Consider the following 21,386-nt stretch of genomic DNA (forward strand, 5'->3'; position numbering starts at 1 on the left):
TTTTGCACCCGCTTCACAAAAGCGCCACAATAAGCCGCTAGAACCCTCCAAACCTCAACAATATCCTCATGTCCGAAAAACTAACACCCTTACAGCAATCCTATAAGGATTTCATGCGCAGGCTGCATGCCGCGGGTGATTTGCAGTATCTTCAGCAATTCGAGGATTTCGACGCTCTGAAGGATTTCGTCACCCACAGCATCGCCCGGGCCCTGCTGGTGGCCATGCATCGCGGCGACCTGCCCGAATCCAACGCCTACCTCTACCTTGCGCCCGAGGAAACCCCCCGCAAAATGGAGGATATGGCCCTCAAGGCGATGGAGCTGATGAGTCAGTTCACCACCACCTTCCACCAGTTCCGTGAAAATTACCCCGTGCTCGATGAACTGGAGCTGAAAGCGGACCTGGACTTGCCGGAAAACGAACTGACGCACAAGGCCATCGCCGTTGGCGTGCTGATTGACTGGCTGGCGGAATACAATCAGCCAAGGCACAAATATTTCAAACCTTATGACCTCAAAAACGCCATCCGCCTTGCCCGCGCCATGGATGCCGCCGATGACGCAATCGCCTTCTCTGACGAAGAGGACGACGATGAGGCCCTGACCTTTCCCATCAACGAAGATGTTTATGAGGATATGCTGGCCGAGTCCGCTTTCCTCAAGGAACGAAAGACCGATTCCATCAGCGCGGTCATCCACCTGAGGCAGGCCACGGACCTGTTGAAACGGTCGATAAACCTGTTTGAGCCTGACATGGAAACCCCGGATGACATACGCGCCACCGGCGAATATGCCCCCCTGACGCCCGACTGGCTGGATGACCCGGACCGTTTTACGCGCATGCGGCAGGCCTATGCGCAGACCGTCGGCAAACACATCAACCTCCGCAAGCTGGAAGCCGCCAGGGACATCGAAAGCCAGTCGCTCGAAAATCTGAGCGCCGTGCTGGAGGCCTTCCATGCCACCGCCTTCAATCTGCTGGACCCCGCGCTGGAAATTTTCAAGGCGCATGGGGATATTGCCGCTTTTGCCGGTGGCACCATGGCCCAGGCCTATCGCATTCAGTCCATGCGTGAGCAGAGCAGGGCGGGAAACCCCAGTATTCTCACGGCAATCCACGCTGGGGAAGATGACGGCAAGCCCTATCGCGATGCGTTCGCCCACAGCCTGCAACAGGCCTATAATTGCCTCGGCGCGCCGGAAACCGCGCTTACCGGGCTGGACGTGAAAGACGCCTTCCTCACCCTGTCCGCCTTCGCCACGGGCATCAGCATCGCCATCGAATGCTACGAACAGGTGCTCCATCAACGCCTTCACCGTCCGGATGCGGCCGATTATAAAGGCATTGGCGACCATGGCATCGCCCGCCTCTGCCAGTCCGAAACATTCATGAACGGCTTGTCACAGGCAAGCGATACGGAGCAAAAGGTTATCAACGCATCCGAAGCGCTGCATGCGCTTCATCTGGCAGGCGAAATGCTGGACAGCCCGGAAGCCGTGCTTGCCACCCAAACGGAGGATGACGGCACGCAGCCCAGCATGCCTTCTTCCGTGCTGCCGCTGCTCGAGCTCTACAGTGATGACACCGCCACGCGCGAGGGGCTGAACACCCTGATCCAGCTTGCGCAATTGTTCAACACCTCCATCGGGCAGGAAATCGGCACCTTCATCGGCGACTACACATCCTGACCGGCCTTGCGGCAGTGGGCCGCCGCTTCATGGAACTGTCACGCAAATGAGGTTTATGCATAAACCAAATCAAAAAGGGAGCGTTACATGGCGACGGATCAGCATATTCTGGAAGCTATCACAGCCTTCAAAAAATCCGCCGAACGGCTCGGCGCCAAAGAAGGTGTGGATGCGTTCGACGCATTGATGATGGCCGCCGACAGCGTCGTGGAGGATTGGGTCGTTACCTCGCCGGACGGCTATGACGATGATGAGGAGATTGAGGACGATGAGGATCTGATGGTGGAGGATGAATCCTCACCCGTGCCGGAAGACATCGCCGAGAACGAAGACCTCAACGCGTTGCTGGAAAGCGCCGAGAAAGCAAGCAATGCGGTAGTGCATCTCATGCAGGCGGAAGCGCTGCTTTCGGCGGCCTCGCCGGTTGACCTACCCGCCTTGCGGCAGGACCTGCTGGATATCGGCACCTTCCTTTCCCGCAACCTGTATGAAATTTACCAGAAGCTCCAGAACAGCCTGCTGGATGAAGTGAGCCTGCTGCAGGCAGGTTCCCGCATCAATCTCGATATCATCATGTTCAAGGAAAGCGGGCACATGCCCAAAAACCTTCACGGCGATGCGGCCGAGATAGCGGCCTTTGATCTGCTCGAGAAAATGGACCAGGAAGCCCGTGAACATGGATTGCTTGATGAATCGGCGGAAGCCACGGAAACCGGGTGGGATTTCCAGACGCCTCAGCTGGTGACCGATCTCAAGCCCGTGCAGAAAAGCCTCACGGCCGACCTTGATGAGCTGCGCCTGTGGCTGGATGTGGTGGAATCCTTCAACACCCACATCGCCCCCATCCTGGCCGAAACCTATCGCGGATGATAAATTCATCCGGCATATACGGAGTTTCCGATGGTGGACATACCGTTGCTGATGTCTGCGCTGAATGCGCTGAATGAATATGCCTATGAAGGGCAGTCCGCTCTGGATAGCCTGGCGGAGGATTCCCTCATGGTGGCCGAAAACCTTGCCGCCGAAGAGGACGACACGCCCGAGCTTCGCCATTGGCAAGGCTACATAGAAACCCATCTGCAAGGCCAGACGGCCATGTTTGCCACCATCCGTGCCGCACAGGCGGGAGAAGCGGTGGATGCCGCGCAATTGCGCGATGCCTGCCTGCGTATGGGCAGGTTTATTGAGGACGACATCCACAACACCCGTCAGAACATCGCCTTCTCCAACGACGAGATCGGCCATATCGAACGTTTCGGCACGCCCATGGCCTTCATCGCCTCCATCATGGCGGAGCTGGAGCCATACGAGGATCTCGACGTCATCGGCCGCGCGGCCGAGGCAATGTTCCACCCCGATACCGTGCTGACCGATGCACAGCGGACGGCAAAAACGGAAAAACACATCGAGGACGACATAAAAACCATTGAAAAAGATACGGACCATCTGGCATGGCTGGTGTCGTTGCGGCAGGAATGGCAGCGAACCATTGCACCGCTTCTGGTGAAGTAAAAAGAAGTAAAAAAGGAAATCCTATGAAGAAGTGGCGCCCCGTTCTGGGCATGGCCCTGTGCTGTTGCATCATGCCTGCCCACGCTGCCCAGCAGGGTGATTTCAGCGCCTACTGGAGCGGCATTCCCATCGCCAAATTCTCCCTGAGCGAAACCGACTCCGGCAACGATGCCCGCCTTGGCAGCTACATCAAAACGCGCGGTCTGGTGCAGTGGCTTTCGCCCTTCACCAACGCTGCCTCCGCCCGGATAACCTGCGACAAGGCCGAAAAATGTCAGCCCGCGGGCTTTGAAAGCACCACGAAGATAGACGGCAAAACCAAGCGCGCCATCATTCGCTACAGCGAAGGCGGCAAATTGCCCACCCGCATCGAGGACCCCAAATTCCCCAATGACGACCCGCCCGGCCAGCGCACCATGCCCACGCCCGAGCAACGGCACGATGCCGTGGACGGCCTTGGTTTTCTATGGCAGTTGCGTCGCAATCCACCCAAAATCGGCGAACCCGCCAAAAGCTGGAAGCTGTTTGACAGCAAGCGGCTTTACCATGTCACCGCCCATGCGTCCGATCTGGCCTGCCCGATGAAAGGCTGCCCGCCCAGCCACGCGGTGGAGCTTCACATAAAAGCCGTCGCCGGTTTCAGCGAAAAGGAAAATAAACGCTGGAACAGCAAACCCATGGACCCCGTCACCATCTGGTTCACCAGCGACAAGGAAGCCACCCCGCTCTTCATGCGCGGCAAATTCATGGGTGGCGTGCTAACGGTCAAACCGGCCGATTAGCCGTCTCAATAAGCGTTTTTAATGCCTCCGGATAAATCCGGTGCTCCTGCTCCAGCACCCGTGCGGCGAGTGTCTCCGGCGTATCACCCTCCAGCACGGGTACGGATGCCTGGGCGAGAATCGGCCCGCTATCCAGTTCCGCCGTCACCAGATGCACCGTGCACCCATGTTCCTTCACCCCGGCTTTCAGCGCCGCCTCATGCGTGTGCAGCCCTTTGAAGGCAGGCAGCAGGGAAGGGTGGATATTGATGAGCCGGTTCTGCCAGTGCTCAACAAAACCCGGCGTCAGCAGCCTCATGAAACCCGCCAGGCACACCAGCTTCACGCCCGCCTGTTCCAGCCGCTCCGTCATGGCGGCGTCGAAAGTCTCCCGCGTGGGAAAATCCCCATGCGCAATCACAGCGGTGGCAATGCCCTTTGCCTGCGCCCATACAAGCCCGGCTGCATCCGCTTTGTTACTGATGACAAGGGCGACACGCGCGGGATAATCATCCGCCGCGCAGGCATTCACCAGCGCCTGCATGTTGCTGCCGCGCCCGGAAATCAAAATGCCAATGGGAAGTTTGCTCATATGCGAAAAATCAGTTTCACCATCAGCCGCAACACGGTGAGCCATACGGGCGACCAGAGCCAGATGGTCGTGCCGTCGCCCGGGTGCTTCAGCAGCAGGTCATAAAAAAATTGCCGCGCATTGCCATGGTCAGTGCCAAGCCATTGCACCACCATGTAAATGAATACGGCCAGCGTATTGAGACTTAGCAGGCGGTTCCACATCACACCCTCCTTCTGTTATGCCACGGTCACCGCTTCCGCGCCGCGCGTGGTAATCTGGCCGAGGGAGAAGGGCGCTTCGCCATGGGCCTTCAGCACGCCCGTCACTTCGGCTTCCTTGGCCGCTTCCACCACCAGCACCATGCCCACGCCGCTGTTGAAGGTCAGCCACATATCGCGGTCGGAAATGCCGCCCGCCTCGCGCAGCCATTCAAACACCGGCAGTTTCGGCAGTGCGCTCCGGGTGAGCCTGGCGCCCAGTTCCGGCGTCAGCACCCGTGGGATATTTTCCAGCAGCCCGCCACCCGTGATATGCGCCAGCGCCTTCACATGCCCGGTCTTGATGGCCGCCAGGCAGGGCTTCACATAAAGCCGGGTCGGCTCCAGCAGCGCTTCGCCCAGTTTTTTGCCCGGCAAAAACGGCGCGGGGGACTGCACGTCCAGCCCCTTGTCCTTCATGATCTTGCGCACCAGCGAAAACCCGTTGGAATGCACGCCCGATGACGGCAGGCCGATCAGCGCATCCCCCGGTGTGATATTCTGCCTGCGCGGCAGGATGCGGCTGCGCTCCACCACGCCCACGCAAAAACCCGCCAGGTCGTAATCCCCGTCATGATACATGCCCGGCATTTCCGCCGTCTCGCCGCCCACCAGCGCGCATCCGGACTGTTTGCATCCTTCGGCAATGCCCGCAATCACGCTCGCGGCCTCCTGCACCTTCAGTTTGCCGGTGGCGAAATAATCGAGGAAGAAAAGCGGCTCCGCTCCCTGAGCCAGCAGATCGTTGACGCACATGGCCACCAGGTCGATGCCCACCGTATGGTGAATGCCGCTGTCGATCGCCAGCCTGAGCTTGGTGCCCACCCCGTCCGTGCCGGAAACGAGAATAGGGTCCTGATATCCGAGCGCTTTAAGGTCAAACAGCGCGCCGAATCCACCAATCCCGTCCATGGAACCCACCCGGCGCGTGGCCGCCGCCAGCGGCTTGATGGCATCCACCAGGGCATTGCCCGCGTCGATATCCACACCCGCTTGTGCGTATAACCCTTTGCTGGCAACCATGGAATCCTCACTTCACGTTTTGAGTCGTTTTACTGAATGATGGGATGGATATGCGAGGAGATTTGGTTCAGTGATACAAGGCTTATTTTTCCGCATAGGATGCCTATGTGGAAGAAATAAGCCTTGTATCACTGGACCCAATATACCGCATAGCATGTGCCATCATTCAGTAAATCGACGATTAAGTCTGTACAAGCCCGCATCAGGCCGTAAAATATTTGGAAACGGAACGGCGTATAGCACGGGCAGGGGCAGTAAACTACATGGAAATCAGGGCGATTTGCAGCAAAATCTGGCATTGCGCGGCCTTTGCCCTGCTGGCGCTGGCGTTCCTGGCCCATTCCGCCCTCGCGTGGGATGCCTACACCGCCCAGAAGGTTGAAGGCTTTGCCCAGGGCGCCAATGCCACCGAGGCCCGCGCCAAAGCCATGGAGCAGGCCGAGAAAAAGGCCTTCGAGAAAATCGCTTCCCAGCTGCAGCTGGGCGATCCGGGCAAATTCTCCAACCTCTCGTCGGACCAGATCAGCCGCATGGTCTCCGGCTATGAGGTGGTGGAGGAACAGCCGGGGCAGGGAACCTACCGCACCGTGGTGCACATCACCTTCAGCCCGGCACAGATTCGCGCCGTCACCGGCGTGACCCCGCGCCCCATCGCCCCGCCGCCGGAAGTCGTGGCCGCCGAGGCTGAAGCCAAGGCCAAACGCGCGGCCGATGCTGCGCAGAAAGCCGCCCAAACGGCCAATGATGCCATGCCGAACGACAAGGCAAAAGCCGACATGGCCGCCTCGGTCGCCGAGGAAGCCAAGAAAATGAACGAGCCCGGCACCCCGCTCGCCAGGGCGACCGAGGCCGCCAAGGCAGAACTCGCCAAAAAAGGCCCGGCCAATGAGATTCCCACCCCCTCCGGCACGCCCATCCTGCAGGCCTCCCAGCTCACCAAGCTGGAGCCCGTGCACAAGGTAAAGGACGTGAAGGATAACGGCCCCGTTCCATCCCAGCCCGCACCGTTTGAGGAGTCGCACTCCCTGTCTTCCATGGAAGACACGATGCAAAAGCTCGCCGCGCCCAAGGCGCCGCCCCCGCCGCCGCCGCCGCCCACGCCGGAAAGCGCCCGCCGTATGGGCGTGCTGCTGTTGCCCGTGCTGCATGCTGGTGACCAGGCGCTTTTGTGGGAAGACACCAATGCCTGGCGCGCAGCCTGGCAGCGTCAGCCGCTGGCTTCCAGCCGCCCGGCGCTCATCCTCCCCTATGGCGATGCCGACGACGTCGCCCAGCTGGACCTGGGGCAAATCGAACGGGGTGACCGTTCCGGCCTGCGCCTGTTGAGCGCGCGCTACGGCGCGTCCGAGGCCCTGCTGATGGATGCCACCCTGGTCCGCCTCTCGGCGGGCAATCAGCTTCAGGTAAAGCTCATCCCGCTTGATATGGGCGTCACGCCGCGCATGGCGGCGGCGCAATTTGCCGTTTCCAGCGCCGAGCATCCCGGCAAACTGATGGACATGGCCGTGGTGGATTCCCTCAAGCGCATGAGTCAGCCCGGCAGCTTGGTGAAAATGGCCGAAGCCGCCGCCAAACGTGCCAGCGTGGCGCCTGCGCCCACGCCGGGCGCCAGCGGACAGCCGGAAAAAATCAAGGTCGTCGTACCGCTCACCAGCATGCTGCAATGGGTGCGCATCCGGCAGGGGCTGGAAAGCATGCCCGAGGTTGGCCGGGTGGAGATCATCGCCATGTCTCCCAGCCAGGCCGACATATGGGTGGACTTGAAAACATCGGCGAATCAGTTTAGTCAGGCGCTTGGCGCACGCGGGTACGAATGCCTCCCGCGCGAGGGCTATTGGATTTTGAAGCCTGAAACCGCTGCTTCGCGATAAGCAGCTTTCCTGGAGCCACGCATGCCCGCAAAATCTTCCAGCCAAACCAAGACGCGCCTGCCCTGGTGGGGCGTTGCCGCCTTCTGGATCGGGCTTGCCCTGGCGGTCATCTGGCTGCTCGGCGCGTTGAAATCCATCCTGCTCCCCTTCGTGGCGGGCACGCTGCTGGCCTATTTGCTCGACCCCTGGGTAGACCATCTGGAAAAACGCCGCTGGAGGCGCTCAAGCGCTACGGCGGTGGTGCTGGGCGGTGTCTTTACCCTCTTTGTGCTGGCCATGGTGCTTATCCTTCCACCGCTGGTGGAGCAGCTTGGCAATTTTGTCGCCGCCCTGCCCGAGATGGTGGATAAAATCCGTCAGCTGATGGACGAGCCCTTGCAGCAGGCCATGGATAAGATCCGCGCCACCGGCTATGTCGGCGTCAGCAAGCAGCTGGGCACGGCCATTTCCTCCCAAGGCACCAAAATCGCCGCAGTGATGACCGAGATGGTCGGCGGCCTTTGGCATTCCGGTCTGGCCTTTCTGAACATCCTGTCCCTGCTGCTCATCACGCCGCTGGTTGCCTTCTACTTCCTGCGCGATTGGGATGTGATGAAAGCCAAACTGGACGAGCTGCTGCCGCGCCGCCATGCCGATACCGTTCGGCGGTTGATGCATGAGTCCGACTATGTGCTTTCCGGTTTCATCCGCGGGCAGATGAACGTATGCCTGATTCTCGGCGTCTATTACGCGTTGGCGCTCACCATCGCCGGGCTGCCTTATGCGTTGCTCATCGGCCTGGTGGCGGGCTTTCTGGCGTTTATTCCCTATATCGGCACGGCCACCGGCCTGCTCACCGGCATGGCGGTGGCCTGGTTCCACGCACACAACTGGCAATATGTCGCCGTGGTGGCCTGCATTTTCGGCGCCGCCCAGCTGGTGGAAGGCAATTTCCTGACGCCACGCATCGTGGGTGAGAAGGTCGGCCTGCATCCGGTATGGGTGATGTTCGGCATGCTCGCGGGCGGCGCGCTGCTCGGGCTCGTCGGGGTGCTGATCGCCGTGCCGACCGCCGCCGTCATCGGCGTGCTGGTGCGTTTTGCCATCGCGCAATACAAGCAAAGCCAGCTTTACCTTGGGGAAGGCCGCCGTGGCTAGGGGTAAGACTCATAAACGCCACCATTTATGTGCGAGTGTCCGTTTGAGAGATGGGCGCTCAAGGCGCGCAGGGAATAGCTGGAACCTATTTACAAGCGCCTTGAGCGCTCAGATCCAAACAGACGCCGCACAGAAATGGTGGCGTTTATGAGTCTTACCCCTAAGCAGATGGCCTTTGAATTTTCGCATGTGGCGAGTTACCGGCCGGACGATTTCATCGTCAGCGAGGGCAACCGCGAGGCCTATGCCTGGGTGGAAGGCTGGCCGGAAGCCTGGCCCACCTACGGCCTGGTCATCACCGGCGCCAAGGGCACGGGCAAAACGCACCTGGCCCATATCTGGGCGGCGCACAGCGGCGCGCGCTGGCTCGATACCTCCATGCTGACGGGCGACCTTCAGCAACTGCTGCAGCGTCATCGCCGCTGGGTGCTGGACGGGCTTGAAACCTGGCCGGATCTCTACAGCGAACCCGCCTGGGAACAATTGCTCTTCCATTTCCTCAACCTGCTTTCCACCGTGGATGGCTCACTGCTCATCACCAGCACGGTGGCGCCCGCGCACATGCGCATCAACCTGCCGGATCTCGCCTCGCGCCTGCGCATGCTGCCGGTCGCCAGCATGGAAAGCGCCGATGATTCCGAGCTGGCGCAACTGTTGCTCAAGCTGCTGCACGACCGGCAGTGGCATCTCTCGCAGGAGGCCGCCGCGGCGCTGCTATCCTGTGCCGAGCGCACGCCTTCCGGCGTGCAGTCCGCCGTGGAACTGCTGGAATCCCGCCTGTCGGCCAAGCCGCCGCGAACCATCACCCCATCCATGGTGCGTCTATGGCTCGATGCCTGATCCGCAGGGTAGCGTTACTACTCATGTTCATGCTCTCTGCACCGGCATGGGCGCAAACGGACAAGGCGGCGGTGGAGCTTCCCGCCTTTGATGAGAACATGCTGCCCGCGGCTACCCCGGCAAAAGCACCCGCGCCTGTCGCTTTGCCGGAGGAAACCAAGCCAAAATCCAAACCCGCCGATGACGAGGAAGAAGCCACCGAGGATCCCTCCAACAAGGAGATCAATGCCGCGCTTCTCTACGACATGTGCAGCGACGACCGCCCCGCGAGCCTGAGCCAGTGCCATGCCTATCTTGGCGGCCAGTGGGAGCTGATGAGCTGGATGGGCCTGAGCAATTTCAACATCTGCCCACCTAGGCAGGGTGTCACGCTGGAAATGCTGCGCCAGCTTGTCGTCCGCTGGCTGGAAAAAACCCAGGGCGCGGAGGCGCTTCCCCGTGCCGAGGCCTTGATGCGCACCATGCGCTTTTATTACGGCTGCCCCCAGTCACGCGCCACGGCAAAACCGCGCCGCAAGTGATTGCCGCGCAAGCGCATTTTCGCTGCGCCGCAACATGGTTCCGTCACAAAACTTTCACTGGCGGAACCATTCCGAAAGAGTAGATTTTCCCCAAATTTTAGGGGAGTAACCATGGTTGATATCGCAGAACATCTGACCAGCGTGGGTGGCTCCAAAACCCGTGGGTTCAATGCCGCGGTCAAGCCCTTCAGCAAAAAAGACTATACGCTGACCCTCGGTGAATTCACCGAACCCGCGCCGGATCACATCCGCCAGGCCGTGGCCCATGCCGCCCTGTCTGACCCCACCACCTACACCAATCCCCAAACGGCCGATCTCACCAAAGAGCTGCTCACCTATAACGGCCATATTTCCGGCTTCCGCGGAGAACCGGCCTATACCGCCGCCAACGTCACCACCGGCGCCGGCGCGGTCAACGTTCTTTTCAACCTCGCCCAGGCGGTTCTCAACCCCGGCGACTTTGTGCTGATCCCGAGCCCCAGCTGGGCTACCTATTTCGATATTGCCAAGGCTGCCCATGCGTCGCCGATCGACATGCCCTGTACGGCCACCGACAACTTCAAACTCAGCGCCGCAAAGCTTCGTTGCCAGTTGCAGGAATGTAAGGAGGACTACGGCACGCTCCCGAAAATGCTCATCCTCTCCTCACCCTCCAACCCCACCGGTGCCGTCTATTCCGAACAGGAATGGAAGGACATTGCCAAGGTCATCTGGGAGGAGGACCCCGAGCACAAAATGCTGGTGGTGACGGACGATATCTACGCGCGCCTCGTATTCGGCAGTGATTACAAAAGCCTGCTCAGCGTTGCGCCTGAACTGCAGGAGCAGGTCGTGATGGTCAACGGTCTCTCCAAATCCCACCGCATGACCGGCTGGCGCTTCGGCTACGGCATCGGCCCTGAGTCGATCATGAGCAAGGTGAATGCGCTCTCCTCGCTTAACATCGGCAATGTGGACACGCTCGCCCAGGTGGCTGCGCTGGCGGCATTTCGGGATTCGAACAGCTATCTTTCCCGTGGCGAGGTCGAGCCATTCTTAACGGAGATGCGCGACAGCCTTGCGCACAACATTCCGCTGGTGGCAAATGCCCTCCGCAATATCACCGTGACCATGGACGGGCAGACCATCCACCCGTTTGAGGTAGCATTGCCAGCGGAAAACGACCCCTACGGCGCCTTCTATGTCTTTGCCTCCATCGAGCCGCTCGTCGGTTCTTGTGTGGAAAGCACCGGCACGCGCGGCAAATCGGACTATGTCGCGGCGGATTACAATTTCGCCATTGCGCTGGCTAAAGAGACGGGAGTAGCCGTCATGCCCGGTTCCTTCTTTGGCAGCGGCGGGGAGGATCACATCCGCATCATGGTGGCGAAAGATCCGAACCTGCTTGAACAGGCAGTGAAGGAAATGGAACGCTTCGTCCAGCAGCTCGCGGCCTAGCGCTAATATTTGCTGTCCACCGCCCGCCAGCAATAATCGATATTGTCTTTTGTGTGTCGGCCCAGCTGCTTGTCCAGCTCGGCCTGCTGCTCGGGCGTCAGCGCTGCGCGCAGCCGCGTCACATCCTGCTGGGCAGGCAGGTAACCTTTCCACACGGCGATCTGGTAATAATGCGCCGCCAGCACCCGGTCTCCCCGGCTTTCCGATTCGCGCGCCAGCGCCACGGCATTGAAGCGCGGCCACAGGCATTTTTCTTCGTATTTCTGGAAATATTCTTCCTGCGCCAACTCTTCTTCCGCCTTTTGCATAAAGGCGAAGGTTGCCGCGCGGTAGGTCACGCTCACCGGGTCGCAGGCCATCAGCACCAGCGTGAGGGGAAACAACAGATAGTTGCGCCGTTTCATAAATTCATCATAGCACAGATCAAAACAAAACGCAGCCTAGGGCTGCAGCATGCAAAGCCTGGCGATCGCCAGCGCCATCTGGGTCTGCGTGTCCGCGCAAAGCGGGTCGATCGCGCTCTGGCCCGCATCCTCATCCACGCAGCCGATCGGCCCGAGCGGCGGGTTCACCAGGGAGATATAATCCTTCGTCGCGCGGGATGCCATCAGGCACACGTCATAATCCACAATGCCGCCCGCCAGCCTGATCACATCCTCCCGCATGTAATAACGCACCACGTCGTCGAAATTGGTGCCGCGTGAGAGCTGGTTATAGGTAAGGCCGAAGCTCAAGGGAGCATTCGCCGCCGGGTGCGGGTTAAGCCCGGCATTGGCGACTTCTTCCGGGCGGGCCGCCAGAAAAGCGACCCGCTCACCTGCGGGAAGATAAATCCTGTCGCTATTGCCGCTGGCGTTCTGAAGCGGCCATGCGCCAACGCCGTTAGTACCATGGCTGATCAGAACAAACGCCGCCCCGCGTGGCACCGCTCCGCCGGTAGCGCTGGTTCCATTGGTCAGCGTCACACCGCCATCGCCATTCACCACCAGCCTTCCGTCATTGGCGGGTTGAATGCCAGGTGCCACAGGCGATGCTGTAAGCTGACTAGCACTTGTGATGAAGCGCTCATCCACCACATAGGTGACCCGCCGATTCCATCCATCCAGCAACGCTTCATCGGATAGGCCGAGCGTAATAATCGGCACATTCCCAACATAAAAATTCACCGTACCCACTGTAATGCGCAGCGCCGTGCAATTCGCCCCGGTCGCTTCCACGCCGTATTGTGCACTCCCCAGCCTGCCCCAGCCCTGGGCCGGGCAGGGCAGCCGCCCCTGCTCATGAAAAAACGCTCCCATCGCTTTTTCGATGGCATCCATCCGGCTGTTCGTCATTTCCAACTTGGCCGTTTCCCCGGCCTTGGTGCCCAGGCTGAGCAGGGCGGAGGCCACCAGCCCCATCACCAGCAGCACCATCGCCGTCTCGATCAGCGAGAAGCCGCGTATGTCAGACGGTGTATGTGGGTGCGTGTTCATCATGGGCATCAATAATAAAGGCATCGTTCGGCAATCTGTTTGGCAAGGTCAAGCTGCCGCGTCATGCAGGCCATGTTGCGCGGCGCCGTTTCATAAGCCGCTCCCGTGGGCGGGTCCACATAACCCGCATCCCACATGCCGGCATTCAATTCACAGCCCATGGGCCCTTCAATCGCCGCTTCTTCCCCTGCCGTCGTATCCAGATCGCGCCGGTTGCGCGGTGGCATCAGCACGCGTTTGGCAATCCCGCATACCTCGTTCTGAATCACCCCGCCCGCCTGCCGCACCAGTTCCCCTTTTTTCATGTAATGCACAATATCGTCATACACGCCGGATCTCATGGTCTGGGCAAAGCGCTTGTCTGCAGCCGCGCCCGCGCCGCCGCTCCAGCGGTTGCGTGCGTTCAGCAGCTGCGCCGCGTTGGCCGTGGTGGTGGCAATGCGCGCCGTGCCTTCCTTATTCCACGCGCCCTCGCCATTTTCACCGTGGCTGATAAGCACCATCACGGCATTGCGGGAACGCGCCCCCGCACCGGTCGCCATGGTAATGCCGTCATCCACCTCCAGATAATCGGCGGCATAAAGCGTATTGCCCTCAAAATTCGCCGCAAAATTGATGCGGTCGATAAAGCGTTCCTCCACCACATAGGTAAATCGACGGTCCCATCCGTCGATCATCAATTCGGGTGAAAGATTGAGCGTCTGCGTTGGCACCGCCCCGGCGAATGCCCCCGGCACACCCGCAACGGTGATTTGGGTATTGGCCGTGCAATCCTCCAGCCCCAGGTTAGGGTTGGCTGCTCCGCCTGCGTTAAGGCGCGGCTGGCGTGGGTCGGCAGGGCAGGGCAGGCGGCCGTTCATGCGCACAAACAGTGCAAATGCCTCTTCCACCATCGCCATTTTATCATAGCTCTGTTTAAGCTTGGCCTGGCTGTTCTGGCTGCTGCCCATGCTGAGCGCCATACCGGCCATCGCCGCGATGATCACGATTACAATGGCCATTTCCACCAGGCTCACCCCTTTTTGGCAATGCATCGCGGGCTTCAGGCGGAAAGCCGGGCGGGGGCAAACATCACGCGGACGTTTCATAAAGCGCTTGTCCGGACAAAACATGGTAGACCACTATAGGGTTCAACAGCTTAATGAAGCATGAAGAATGGGCAAAATCGGCTATCTATATATAGTAGCCGGTTAAAACTTCCTAAACATGCCGTAATGGGGCATGCAATTTAGTTATTGTGGTTATTCCGTAATTTGTATACTATATCTAGTGTATACACAGGTGCGGGTTAATATGCGTGTTTTAGCGCCAGTACTCCTAATAGTAATTGCCATTGGTGCGTTTCTGTTTTTCCGGAGCTTTTTCGGCGGTGCCGAACAGCAGAAGGAAAAAGTGGTGGTGGTTGAAAAACCTGTGGTCCAGGTTCAGGAGGTGCCGACCGTGGATGTGGTGGTGGCCCGTCAGGCCATTCCCGTGGGTTCCAAAATCAAGGCCGAGATGCTGGACAAGCAGCCCTGGCCGAGTCATCTGGTGTTGCCCGGTTTTGTGGTGAGCGATGGCAAAAAGGATAATGACATTACCGGTCTGGTGGCCCGTGCGCCCTTCCAGTCCCGCGAGCCGCTGATTCGTACCAAGCTTGCCAACCCGAATGATCCGAGCTTCCTCGCTGCTGCCCTGCCGGAAGGCAAGCGCGCCATCACCGTCTCCGTGGATGCGCTGTCTGGCGTTGCCGGTTTCGTCTTCCCGGGCGACCATGTGGACATGCTGATCAATCAGCCCGTGGTGCTCGGCCCGGTTGATCCCGATAATCCCACCGGCGCCAAGTTGACCGAGCAGATCGTCGAGGTGCTGGTTCCCAATGTAAAGGTGATTGCCATCGATCATGCCGCCGCCGTGGATACGACCCAGGGCATCAAGGTGCCGTCCACCCTGACGTTGGAAGTGACCCGCGCCCAGGCGCAAAAGATCAAGCTGGGTGAGCAGCGCGGCAAGCTGGTCATGGCGCTTCGCCCGTTCGAGAAGGAAGAGGACGACAAGGAGCTGCCGCGCCCAACCACCCAGGCCGATCTCTCCCGCACCGTTCCGCCTTCTTATTTCCCGGTTCTCTATCAATCTGAGGTTCAATACCCCACCGCCATCATCAATCCCTTCGCCGCTGCCGGCAAGGAGGTCACGGAGATCTGGGGGCGTCAAAGCAACCCCACCATGGCCAAGGATATCGAGCAGCGTCTGAAAACGGGCGGTGTGGCCAGCGCGGTGCAGGGCGCTTCGGAATTAATGAGCGCGGTTTCCGCCCCGTCCCCGACGGTGGCGAGGCCAACCACCCCGACCAGCCAGCCGTCCGGCGGGGAGGGTGGTCGCAAGGATGCGCCTGAAAGCAAAGGTTCCACGGTAATCATTTACCGCGGGGTGGCCATTGAGGAAAAAGAGGTCCCGACGCCATGAAGCAACGGATGATGAAGCAGCGGTTTCTTGCGTGGGTCCTGGCGGCGGCTCTTTCTGTGCCGGGCCTTGCCATGGCGCAAAGCGCCATGAAGCCGGAAATGACGGTGCCGATGCACCGTTCCGAGTTGCTGGTGCTGCCGGAGGATGTGGAAGAGGTTGCCGTGGCCGACCCCAACGTGGCGGACGTCGCCGTGCACGGGTCTCGCCGTATTTCCGTGATTGGCAAGGAGCTCGGCAAAACCGACCTTCGCGTGTTCGACGGCAAGGGCAACCTGCTGATTGAATCCGCCGTGAACGTGACCTACGATGTGGCTGAAATCCGTCGCGTGGTGAAGGGGCTTTTCCCCAATGAGAATGTCGGCATCGAGCTGGTAAACAACAACATCGCCATCACCGGTGCCGTTTCCGACGCGGAGACCTCCTCCAAGGTCGTGCGTGTGGTGGAAGAGTTCATGTCCAATGATCGTGTGGGTGATCAGGATCAGACCAAGGTCATCAACCTGCTCCAGGTTCGCAGCGGCCAGCAGGTAATGCTCCGTGTGCGTGTGGGTGAATTACAGCGCACCGCGGCCAAGGCGGTAGGCATCAATCTGGATGCCGTGAAAAACGTTGGCAGTTTTGGCTTCATTCTGGATGGCACGGCCGTTGCTTCCGGCAACAGCACGCTTCAGGTGGGTTTCAACTCGGGTGAAGCCAGCCTTACCGGTGTGCTGGATGCACTGGAAAACGAAGGCCTGCTGAAAATCCTGGCCGAACCCAACCTCGTTTCCATGTCCGGCGAACGTGCCGAATTCCTGGCGGGCGGTGAATTCCCGATCCGCGTGCTTCAGGGTAACGGCGCCGTCAGCGTGCAGTTCCGCGAATATGGTATCGGTGTACAGTTCACGCCTTATGTGTTGACCGCCAATCGCCTGCGCCTCATCGTGCAGCCGGAAGTCTCCTCCATCGACCGCGCCGTGGCGCTGGAAGACGGCACGCCGGGCCTCGTCTCCCGCCGCGTGAAAACCACCATCGAAATGGCCCCGGGCGAAAGCTTTATGATCGCCGGTCTCATTCAGGACCAGATTGAAACAAAGGTGAACGAAATTCCCGGCGTCAGCGAAGTGCCGGTGCTGGGTGCTCTCTTCCGCAACACCCGCACGGACAAGACCGAGCGCGAGCTGGTCATCGCCGTGACGCCTTACCTGGTGGACCCCACGGCCAGCGGCGATATTCGCCTGCCGACGGATGACTTCCGCCCGGCCTCAATCATGGAATCCTTCTTCTATGGCGCGCTCGGCTCGCTGCATGGCGATGCGATGCGCATTTCGCAAACCCCACGGGTTGAAGGCCCGGTTGGCTTCATGGTGGATTAATATGATGATGCGCCGCCTGACATCTGCATTCCTGGCCACCGCTGCGCTGGCGGCTCTGGTTGCCTGCGAGGACATCCCCTCGGCTGCCTTCCGCAACCGCACCGGCCCCGAAGCCCTGCTTGACCGCTCCTCCGAGATGGTCAATCTTGACCTTTCTGCCCCCGGCGTGCTGGACCAGCTGACTCAGTGGCTGGGCGACGACCAGCCAAGCCATGCCGAGCTTTATTGCGACCCGGCTGAAGACACCTGCGCCCGCGCGCAAGGCATCCTTGATCAGTTCAACGTGCCGGTTGTGGTGCAAAAAGGCGAGGCCTCCGGCCGCATCGCCCTGGTCTATGAGCGCGTTCTCGCGCGTGATTGCGACAACCGCTACATTGACAACCCCATCAATCCCTATAACCTTCCGCATCCCACCTTCGGATGTTCGGTCGCGGTTAACCAATTACAGATGATTTCCGATAAGAATCAGATCGTGGCGCCTGCGCTGTCGGATTACCCCAGTGGTCATAAGGCGGCTCAATCGCTGCAAAAATACGAAAAGAAAAGCGAAGAGCAGGCTGAAACATTTGGCACGCTCATCGCGCCCTAATCCCACTTGTTTGAGAAGGCTGGCATGACCACGCCCATTCCATTTCTAGCCATCGTGACTGCCGAGCAGCATGGTGAGCTTGCCCATCAGGTTGCTCGCTCGCTGGGATACAACCAGGCCGAGGTGATGATCGGCAGCCCCGCTGCCGCAGCGCAGGCGCTTTCGGCAAGCGGCCGCTCGCCGCGCTACCTTATGCTGGAGGTAGGCCCCCGTTCGCTTGATATATTGGCCGAGATCGACCAGCTCGCGGAATTCTGCACGGTTGAAACCAAGGTCGTCGTCCTCGGCACCACCAACGACATCCGCTTCTACCGTGCCCTCATTCAGCGCGGCGTGCTGGAATATTTCGTTCTCCCCGCCGATGCCACCGCCGTGCGCGAGGCCTATGTGTCCCAGGGGGCGGGGGGCGTTTCCAAAGCCAAGGTCATCACCTTCATGAGCGCGGCTTCCGGCGACGGCGCCAGCACGGTCGCCCTGAACACGGCCTATGCGCTGGCCAAATTCGGCGGCTACACCACCGCCATCATCGACATGGACTTCCAGTTCGGCATGATCGCCCGCAACCTGGACCTCACGACCAATTTCGGCATCAAGGAATTGTTCGAGCACGTGGACCGCACCATCGACGATACCCTGATCGACCGCATGATGGTGAAATATGACGGCATCCTCGACATCATGGCCGCGCCCAACGATCTTCGTCTCTGGCCGGATGTCCCGCCCGAGGTCATCCGCCAGCTCATCACCACGTTGAGCCAGCGTTACGATTATGTCCTGATCGACCTGCCGCACATCTGGTCCAACTGGCTTGCCGCGGCTTTGACCTGTTCCACCAAATCGGTGCTGGTCGCCCAGCTATGGCTGCGCTCCGTCACGCATACGGCCCGCCTGCTCGGCGTCTGGCAGGATGTCGGCATCGGGGACGACAAGATCGTCTCCGTCATCAACCGCAGCGGCGCAAAATTCAAGGAAGCCGTCACCGCGCGTGACTATGAGAATGTCTGCCGCCGCAAGATCAACTTCTTCCTCGGCAACGACATCAAAACAATTGTGGCCGCCGAAAATGAAGGAAAAACAGTTCTGCAGGTGGGACAAACCCCAATCGGCCAGCAGTTCAAAGATTTTGCCGATCTGCTCGCCGGCAAACAGGCGCGCGGCTCTGTTACGGAAAGCAATTTACTTAACCAAAATGCAACCAGGTCCGGCCTATCGTTGGGGGGCTTATTCAGCAAAACCTGACGGATGGCCCCAGAACATGCCTGTGGTCATGCGTCTTAACCGGTATGATCCATGTCCTTTGGCAAACGCATTTTTGGTAATTCAGACACACCGGAGCCTGCCGCTCCCTTAGCTGCCGCACCCGCTGCGCCGCAGCCGCCCGCTCCCCCTGTTCCTCCCCAGGCCTTGGCAACGGCTGCCGCGCCAACAACGCCTGCCGTCCCGCAACCCAATGGCGCACCATCCGCTGCCGCACCGGTGTCTCCTGCGCCACCATCCGCCTCTGCGCCCTCCGTGCCTGCCCAGCCGCAAACCAGCACCACGGTCCATGGCGTGCAGCAGCCAAGCCCGCAGGCCGCGGCCGATGCCCCCATGGCGCAATACACCAACCCCCGCCTGGAAACCCGCGATTACAAGGACGCCAAATGGCAGCTGGTCGAGATGATGCTCGAAAAGTTGGACTTCAAAGCCGTCGAACGCCTCCCCGCCGAGCATAAACGCGATAAGATCCGCGCCACCGCCACCGCGCTTCTGCCGCAGCTTCCCACTCCGCTGAACGCCGAGCAGCACGAGCTCCTCAAAAGCCAGATCCTCGACGAGATTCTTGGCTTCGGCCCGCTGGAACCGCTGATCCGCGATGTCGATGTGTCCGATATCATGGTCAACACCGCCCAGCGCATCTACATCGAGAAAAAGGGCAAGCTCTTCAGCACCGACCTGACCTTCGTCGGCGAAAAGCACCTGCTCAACACCATCCAGAAAATCGTCTCCCTCGTCGGGCGCCGCGTGGATGAATCCAGCCCGATGGTGGATGCGCGCATGCCGGACGGTTCGCGCTTCAACGCCATCATCCCGCCGCTTTCCATCGACGGCAGCCTGGTATCGATTCGTAAATTCAAAAAGAACAAAATGCCGCTCTCCGGCTACCTGCAATATGGCTCCATGACGGCCGAGATGGTCAAATTCCTGGAGATATGCGGCAACATCCGCCTCAACATCCTCGTCTCCGGCGGTACGGGTTCGGGTAAAACCACGCTGCTCAACGCCCTTTCCGGCAATATCGATGTCACCGAGCGCGTCATCACCATTGAAGATGCCGCCGAATTGCAACTGCACCAGCCTCACGTGCTGCGTCTGGAAACCCGCCCGCCCAACTCCGAAGGGGTAGGTGAGGTCACCCAGCGCCTGCTGGTGAAAAACGCGCTGCGCATGCGCCCCGACCGCATCATCCTCGGGGAGATTCGCGGCGACGAGGTGATCGATGTGCTCGCCGCCATGAACACGGGCCACGAAGGTTCCATGGCCACCATCCACGCCAACAACCCGCGCGATTGCCTTTCGCGTCTGGAAAACCTGATTGCGCTTTCCGGTATTCAGCTTCCGCTCAACGCCATGCGTGCGCAGATCTCCAGCGCCATTCACGTCATCTGCCAGCTCTCGCGCATGCGCGACGGCCGCCGCCGCATCACCCATATTGAGGAAGTGGTCGGCATGGAAGGCACCACCATCACCACGCAGCTGCTGTTCGGCTACAAGCCCGGCCCGATGGGCCCCGACGGCGTGCTGCAGGGCGAGTTTTTCTACACCGGCATCAAGCCAAGGTTTTACGAGCAGGCGGCCTATTTCAACCGCGCGCGCGACCTGGATGAATGCCTCAGGGCGGCGAAGGCATATGAACGTGCGTACTAAGGAAATCCAAGCATGACCGCGACCCTGTTGGCATTGGCCTGTACGCTCGGCATTGTGCTGGCCGCGATGGCGCTGTTTCCTCAGGTATTCGGCGGCAGCAAGCGCGAGCGCACCAAGGCCGCGCTCGCAAAAATTAGCGAGGAGAATGTCGGCCTTGCCGGAATTGATACCTCCGCCGCGCTTCGCAGCGATAACTTCTCCGACAACGAACGGCTCGACGCCATCATGCACAAAATCCCCGGTATGGGCGAGATTGTGCAGATGCTGCGCAAAACGGGCATGAACATCAACCCGCTGATGTATCTCATCGGCGTGGTCATCATGTTCCTGCTCATCAAGGCTTTCACCGGCTTCATGGGGCTGGGCATCATCGGTGTCATTCTTTCCGCCGTCGGCGCCTGGATGGCGGGCAAGGCCTTCCTCCGCAACCGCATCGAAAAGCGAGAAGAGACCTTCCTCAACCAGTTCCCCGATGCCGTGGACATGGTGGTGCGCAGCGTCCGCGCCGGTCACCCCTTCAGCGCGGCCATGCACATGATTGCCGAAAACATGGAGCCGCCTGTCTCCACCGAGTTCAAACAGGTGCTGGACGAAGTCGCCTACGGCCGCACCGTCTCCGACGCCCTCAACCGCATGGCCGAGCGTGTGAACGTGCCCGACGTGCGCTTTTTCGTCGTGGTCATCAACGTGCAGCAGGAAACCGGCGGTAACCTGGGCGAGGTGCTCTCGAACCTTTCCAATATTCTCCGCAAACGCAAACAGATGCGCCTTAAAATTAAAGCGCTGACGTCGGAAGCCCGTATGACCGCCTATATTCTCGGCGCTTTGCCGCTTTGCGTCATCGGCGTGCTGCACCTTGTCAGCCCCAATTACCTCAAGCCGCTGTTTGAGAATCAGGTCGGCAAATTCATCCTCGGCCTGGCGCTGATCATGATCGGCAGCGCCTTTGCCGTGGTGAAGAAAATGGCCAAAATCGACATTTAGGGAACCA

Annotated in this window: 21 protein-coding genes; 15 read left to right on the forward strand and 6 right to left on the reverse strand. The window is 60.0% G+C overall.

Annotated features, from left to right (window positions below):
* The first annotated feature begins 68 nt into the window (after window positions 1–68).
* The 4 genes from GC177_01980 to GC177_01995 all read left to right on the forward strand — a co-directional run bounded on the left by GC177_01980 (window position 69) and on the right by GC177_01995 (window position 3,985).
* Window positions 69–1,691 carry a hypothetical protein gene (locus GC177_01980; protein ID MBI1274723.1) on the forward strand — a complete coding sequence of 541 codons (1,623 nt, stop codon included), beginning with the start codon at window positions 69–71 and terminating at the stop codon, window positions 1,689–1,691.
* Between the two features lie 87 nt (window positions 1,692–1,778).
* Entirely contained in the window at window positions 1,779–2,561 is a 783-nt protein-coding gene (locus GC177_01985; protein ID MBI1274724.1) for a hypothetical protein, read from the forward strand.
* A gap of 30 nt (window positions 2,562–2,591) precedes the next feature.
* Window positions 2,592–3,203 carry a hypothetical protein gene (locus GC177_01990; GenBank protein MBI1274725.1) on the forward strand — a complete coding sequence of 204 codons (612 nt, stop codon included), beginning with the start codon at window positions 2,592–2,594 and terminating at the stop codon, window positions 3,201–3,203.
* Window positions 3,143–3,985, forward strand: coding sequence for a DUF3108 domain-containing protein (locus GC177_01995; protein MBI1274726.1), 843 nt, complete (start codon window positions 3,143–3,145; stop codon window positions 3,983–3,985). The genes GC177_01990 and GC177_01995 overlap by 61 nt, the downstream gene beginning before the upstream one ends.
* On the opposite strand, the gene GC177_02000 is transcribed toward GC177_01995, so the two are convergent.
* From GC177_02000 to GC177_02010, 3 genes are read right to left on the reverse strand one after another with little or no spacing between them, the layout of a single operon-like run.
* The gene (locus tag GC177_02000; protein ID MBI1274727.1) at window positions 3,969–4,556 is read right to left on the reverse strand and encodes a phosphoribosylglycinamide formyltransferase; all 588 of its coding nucleotides are present in this window, start codon (window positions 4,554–4,556) and stop codon (window positions 3,969–3,971) included. The two genes, GC177_01995 and GC177_02000, sit on opposite strands and share 17 nt — an antisense overlap.
* On the reverse strand, window positions 4,553–4,759 hold the full coding sequence (locus GC177_02005) for a hypothetical protein (protein MBI1274728.1): 207 nt from the start codon (window positions 4,757–4,759) through the stop codon (window positions 4,553–4,555). The genes GC177_02000 and GC177_02005 overlap by 4 nt, the downstream gene beginning before the upstream one ends.
* Before the next feature lie 15 nt (window positions 4,760–4,774).
* The gene (locus GC177_02010) at window positions 4,775–5,818 is read right to left on the reverse strand and encodes a phosphoribosylformylglycinamidine cyclo-ligase (protein ID MBI1274729.1); all 1,044 of its coding nucleotides are present in this window, start codon (window positions 5,816–5,818) and stop codon (window positions 4,775–4,777) included.
* Window positions 5,819–6,081: 263 nt separating this feature from the next.
* Between GC177_02010 and GC177_02015 the strand changes: the two genes are divergently transcribed.
* The 5 genes from GC177_02015 (at window position 6,082) to GC177_02035 (ending at window position 11,624) form a co-directional block, all read left to right on the forward strand.
* Window positions 6,082–7,689 (forward strand): DUF2066 domain-containing protein, encoded by a 1,608-nt coding sequence (locus tag GC177_02015; protein MBI1274730.1) that lies wholly within the window; start codon window positions 6,082–6,084, stop codon window positions 7,687–7,689.
* A gap of 21 nt (window positions 7,690–7,710) precedes the next feature.
* Window positions 7,711–8,826, forward strand: a complete 1,116-nt coding sequence (locus GC177_02020; GenBank protein ID MBI1274731.1) for an AI-2E family transporter — start codon at window positions 7,711–7,713, stop codon at window positions 8,824–8,826.
* 147 nt (window positions 8,827–8,973) lie between these two features.
* Window positions 8,974–9,666 carry a hypothetical protein gene (locus GC177_02025; GenBank protein MBI1274732.1) on the forward strand — a complete coding sequence of 231 codons (693 nt, stop codon included), beginning with the start codon at window positions 8,974–8,976 and terminating at the stop codon, window positions 9,664–9,666.
* On the forward strand, window positions 9,651–10,187 hold the full coding sequence (locus GC177_02030) for a hypothetical protein (protein MBI1274733.1): 537 nt from the start codon (window positions 9,651–9,653) through the stop codon (window positions 10,185–10,187). The genes GC177_02025 and GC177_02030 overlap by 16 nt, the downstream gene beginning before the upstream one ends.
* Window positions 10,188–10,298: 111 nt before the next feature.
* Window positions 10,299–11,624: an aminotransferase class I/II-fold pyridoxal phosphate-dependent enzyme gene (locus tag GC177_02035; protein ID MBI1274734.1), complete on the forward strand. Its 1,326-nt coding sequence runs from the start codon at window positions 10,299–10,301 to the stop codon at window positions 11,622–11,624.
* Window positions 11,625–11,626: 2 nt separating this feature from the next.
* On the opposite strand, the gene GC177_02040 is transcribed toward GC177_02035, so the two are convergent.
* The 3 genes from GC177_02040 to GC177_02050 are packed head-to-tail and all read right to left on the reverse strand — an operon-like array spanning window position 11,627 to window position 14,211.
* Window positions 11,627–12,028 (reverse strand): hypothetical protein, encoded by a 402-nt coding sequence (locus GC177_02040; protein MBI1274735.1) that lies wholly within the window; start codon window positions 12,026–12,028, stop codon window positions 11,627–11,629.
* A gap of 36 nt (window positions 12,029–12,064) precedes the next feature.
* Window positions 12,065–13,102, reverse strand: a complete 1,038-nt coding sequence (locus GC177_02045) for a hypothetical protein (protein ID MBI1274736.1) — start codon at window positions 13,100–13,102, stop codon at window positions 12,065–12,067.
* 5 nt (window positions 13,103–13,107) lie between these two features.
* Window positions 13,108–14,211, reverse strand: coding sequence for a prepilin-type N-terminal cleavage/methylation domain-containing protein (locus GC177_02050; GenBank protein MBI1274737.1), 1,104 nt, complete (start codon window positions 14,209–14,211; stop codon window positions 13,108–13,110).
* Window positions 14,212–14,320: 109 nt separating this feature from the next.
* On the opposite strand from GC177_02050, the gene cpaB reads away from it, so the two are divergent.
* From cpaB to GC177_02080, 6 genes are all read left to right on the forward strand, one after another.
* Window positions 14,321–15,544 carry a Flp pilus assembly protein CpaB gene (cpaB, locus tag GC177_02055; GenBank protein MBI1274738.1) on the forward strand — a complete coding sequence of 408 codons (1,224 nt, stop codon included), beginning with the start codon at window positions 14,321–14,323 and terminating at the stop codon, window positions 15,542–15,544.
* On the forward strand, window positions 15,541–16,899 hold the full coding sequence (locus tag GC177_02060; protein ID MBI1274739.1) for a hypothetical protein: 1,359 nt from the start codon (window positions 15,541–15,543) through the stop codon (window positions 16,897–16,899). Before cpaB ends, GC177_02060 begins: the two co-directional genes overlap by 4 nt.
* 1 nt (window position 16,900) lies before the next feature.
* Entirely contained in the window at window positions 16,901–17,488 is a 588-nt protein-coding gene (locus GC177_02065) for a hypothetical protein (protein MBI1274740.1), read from the forward strand.
* A 24-nt stretch (window positions 17,489–17,512) separates the two neighbouring features.
* Entirely contained in the window at window positions 17,513–18,727 is a 1,215-nt protein-coding gene (locus GC177_02070; protein MBI1274741.1) for an AAA family ATPase, read from the forward strand.
* Window positions 18,728–19,078: 351 nt separating this feature from the next.
* Window positions 19,079–20,395 carry an ATP-binding cassette domain-containing protein gene (locus GC177_02075; protein ID MBI1274742.1) on the forward strand — a complete coding sequence of 439 codons (1,317 nt, stop codon included), beginning with the start codon at window positions 19,079–19,081 and terminating at the stop codon, window positions 20,393–20,395.
* Between the two features lie 12 nt (window positions 20,396–20,407).
* Entirely contained in the window at window positions 20,408–21,379 is a 972-nt protein-coding gene (locus GC177_02080; GenBank protein MBI1274743.1) for a hypothetical protein, read from the forward strand.
* Window positions 21,380–21,386 lie beyond the last annotated feature (7 nt).

It is taken from the genome of bacterium, assembly GCA_016124905.1.
Lineage (GTDB): Bacteria > Pseudomonadota > Alphaproteobacteria > Rickettsiales > RI-342 > RI-342.

Excerpts from the sequence above, each read along its gene's own strand:
- GC177_01980 (MBI1274723.1), top strand. The coding sequence starts at position 69 with ATGTCCGAAAAACTAACACCCTTACAGCAATCCTATAAGGATTTCATG.
- GC177_01985 (MBI1274724.1), top strand. The coding sequence starts at position 1,779 with ATGGCGACGGATCAGCATATTCTGGAAGCTATCACAGCCTTCAAAAAA.
- GC177_01990 (MBI1274725.1), top strand. The coding sequence starts at position 2,592 with ATGGTGGACATACCGTTGCTGATGTCTGCGCTGAATGCGCTGAATGAA.
- GC177_01995 (MBI1274726.1), top strand. The coding sequence starts at position 3,143 with ATGGCTGGTGTCGTTGCGGCAGGAATGGCAGCGAACCATTGCACCGCT.
- GC177_02000 (MBI1274727.1), bottom strand. The coding sequence starts at position 4,556 with ATGAGCAAACTTCCCATTGGCATTTTGATTTCCGGGCGCGGCAGCAAC.
- GC177_02005 (MBI1274728.1), bottom strand. The coding sequence starts at position 4,759 with ATGTGGAACCGCCTGCTAAGTCTCAATACGCTGGCCGTATTCATTTAC.
- GC177_02010 (MBI1274729.1), bottom strand. The coding sequence starts at position 5,818 with ATGGTTGCCAGCAAAGGGTTATACGCACAAGCGGGTGTGGATATCGAC.
- GC177_02015 (MBI1274730.1), top strand. The coding sequence starts at position 6,082 with ATGGAAATCAGGGCGATTTGCAGCAAAATCTGGCATTGCGCGGCCTTT.
- GC177_02020 (MBI1274731.1), top strand. The coding sequence starts at position 7,711 with ATGCCCGCAAAATCTTCCAGCCAAACCAAGACGCGCCTGCCCTGGTGG.
- GC177_02025 (MBI1274732.1), top strand. The coding sequence starts at position 8,974 with ATGAGTCTTACCCCTAAGCAGATGGCCTTTGAATTTTCGCATGTGGCG.
- GC177_02030 (MBI1274733.1), top strand. The coding sequence starts at position 9,651 with ATGGCTCGATGCCTGATCCGCAGGGTAGCGTTACTACTCATGTTCATG.
- GC177_02035 (MBI1274734.1), top strand. The coding sequence starts at position 10,299 with ATGGTTGATATCGCAGAACATCTGACCAGCGTGGGTGGCTCCAAAACC.
- GC177_02040 (MBI1274735.1), bottom strand. The coding sequence starts at position 12,028 with ATGAAACGGCGCAACTATCTGTTGTTTCCCCTCACGCTGGTGCTGATG.
- GC177_02045 (MBI1274736.1), bottom strand. The coding sequence starts at position 13,102 with ATGATGAACACGCACCCACATACACCGTCTGACATACGCGGCTTCTCG.
- GC177_02050 (MBI1274737.1), bottom strand. The coding sequence starts at position 14,211 with ATGTTTTGTCCGGACAAGCGCTTTATGAAACGTCCGCGTGATGTTTGC.
- cpaB (MBI1274738.1), top strand. The coding sequence starts at position 14,321 with ATGCAATTTAGTTATTGTGGTTATTCCGTAATTTGTATACTATATCTA.
- GC177_02060 (MBI1274739.1), top strand. The coding sequence starts at position 15,541 with ATGAAGCAACGGATGATGAAGCAGCGGTTTCTTGCGTGGGTCCTGGCG.
- GC177_02065 (MBI1274740.1), top strand. The coding sequence starts at position 16,901 with ATGATGATGCGCCGCCTGACATCTGCATTCCTGGCCACCGCTGCGCTG.
- GC177_02070 (MBI1274741.1), top strand. The coding sequence starts at position 17,513 with ATGACCACGCCCATTCCATTTCTAGCCATCGTGACTGCCGAGCAGCAT.
- GC177_02075 (MBI1274742.1), top strand. The coding sequence starts at position 19,079 with ATGGCGCAATACACCAACCCCCGCCTGGAAACCCGCGATTACAAGGAC.
- GC177_02080 (MBI1274743.1), top strand. The coding sequence starts at position 20,408 with ATGACCGCGACCCTGTTGGCATTGGCCTGTACGCTCGGCATTGTGCTG.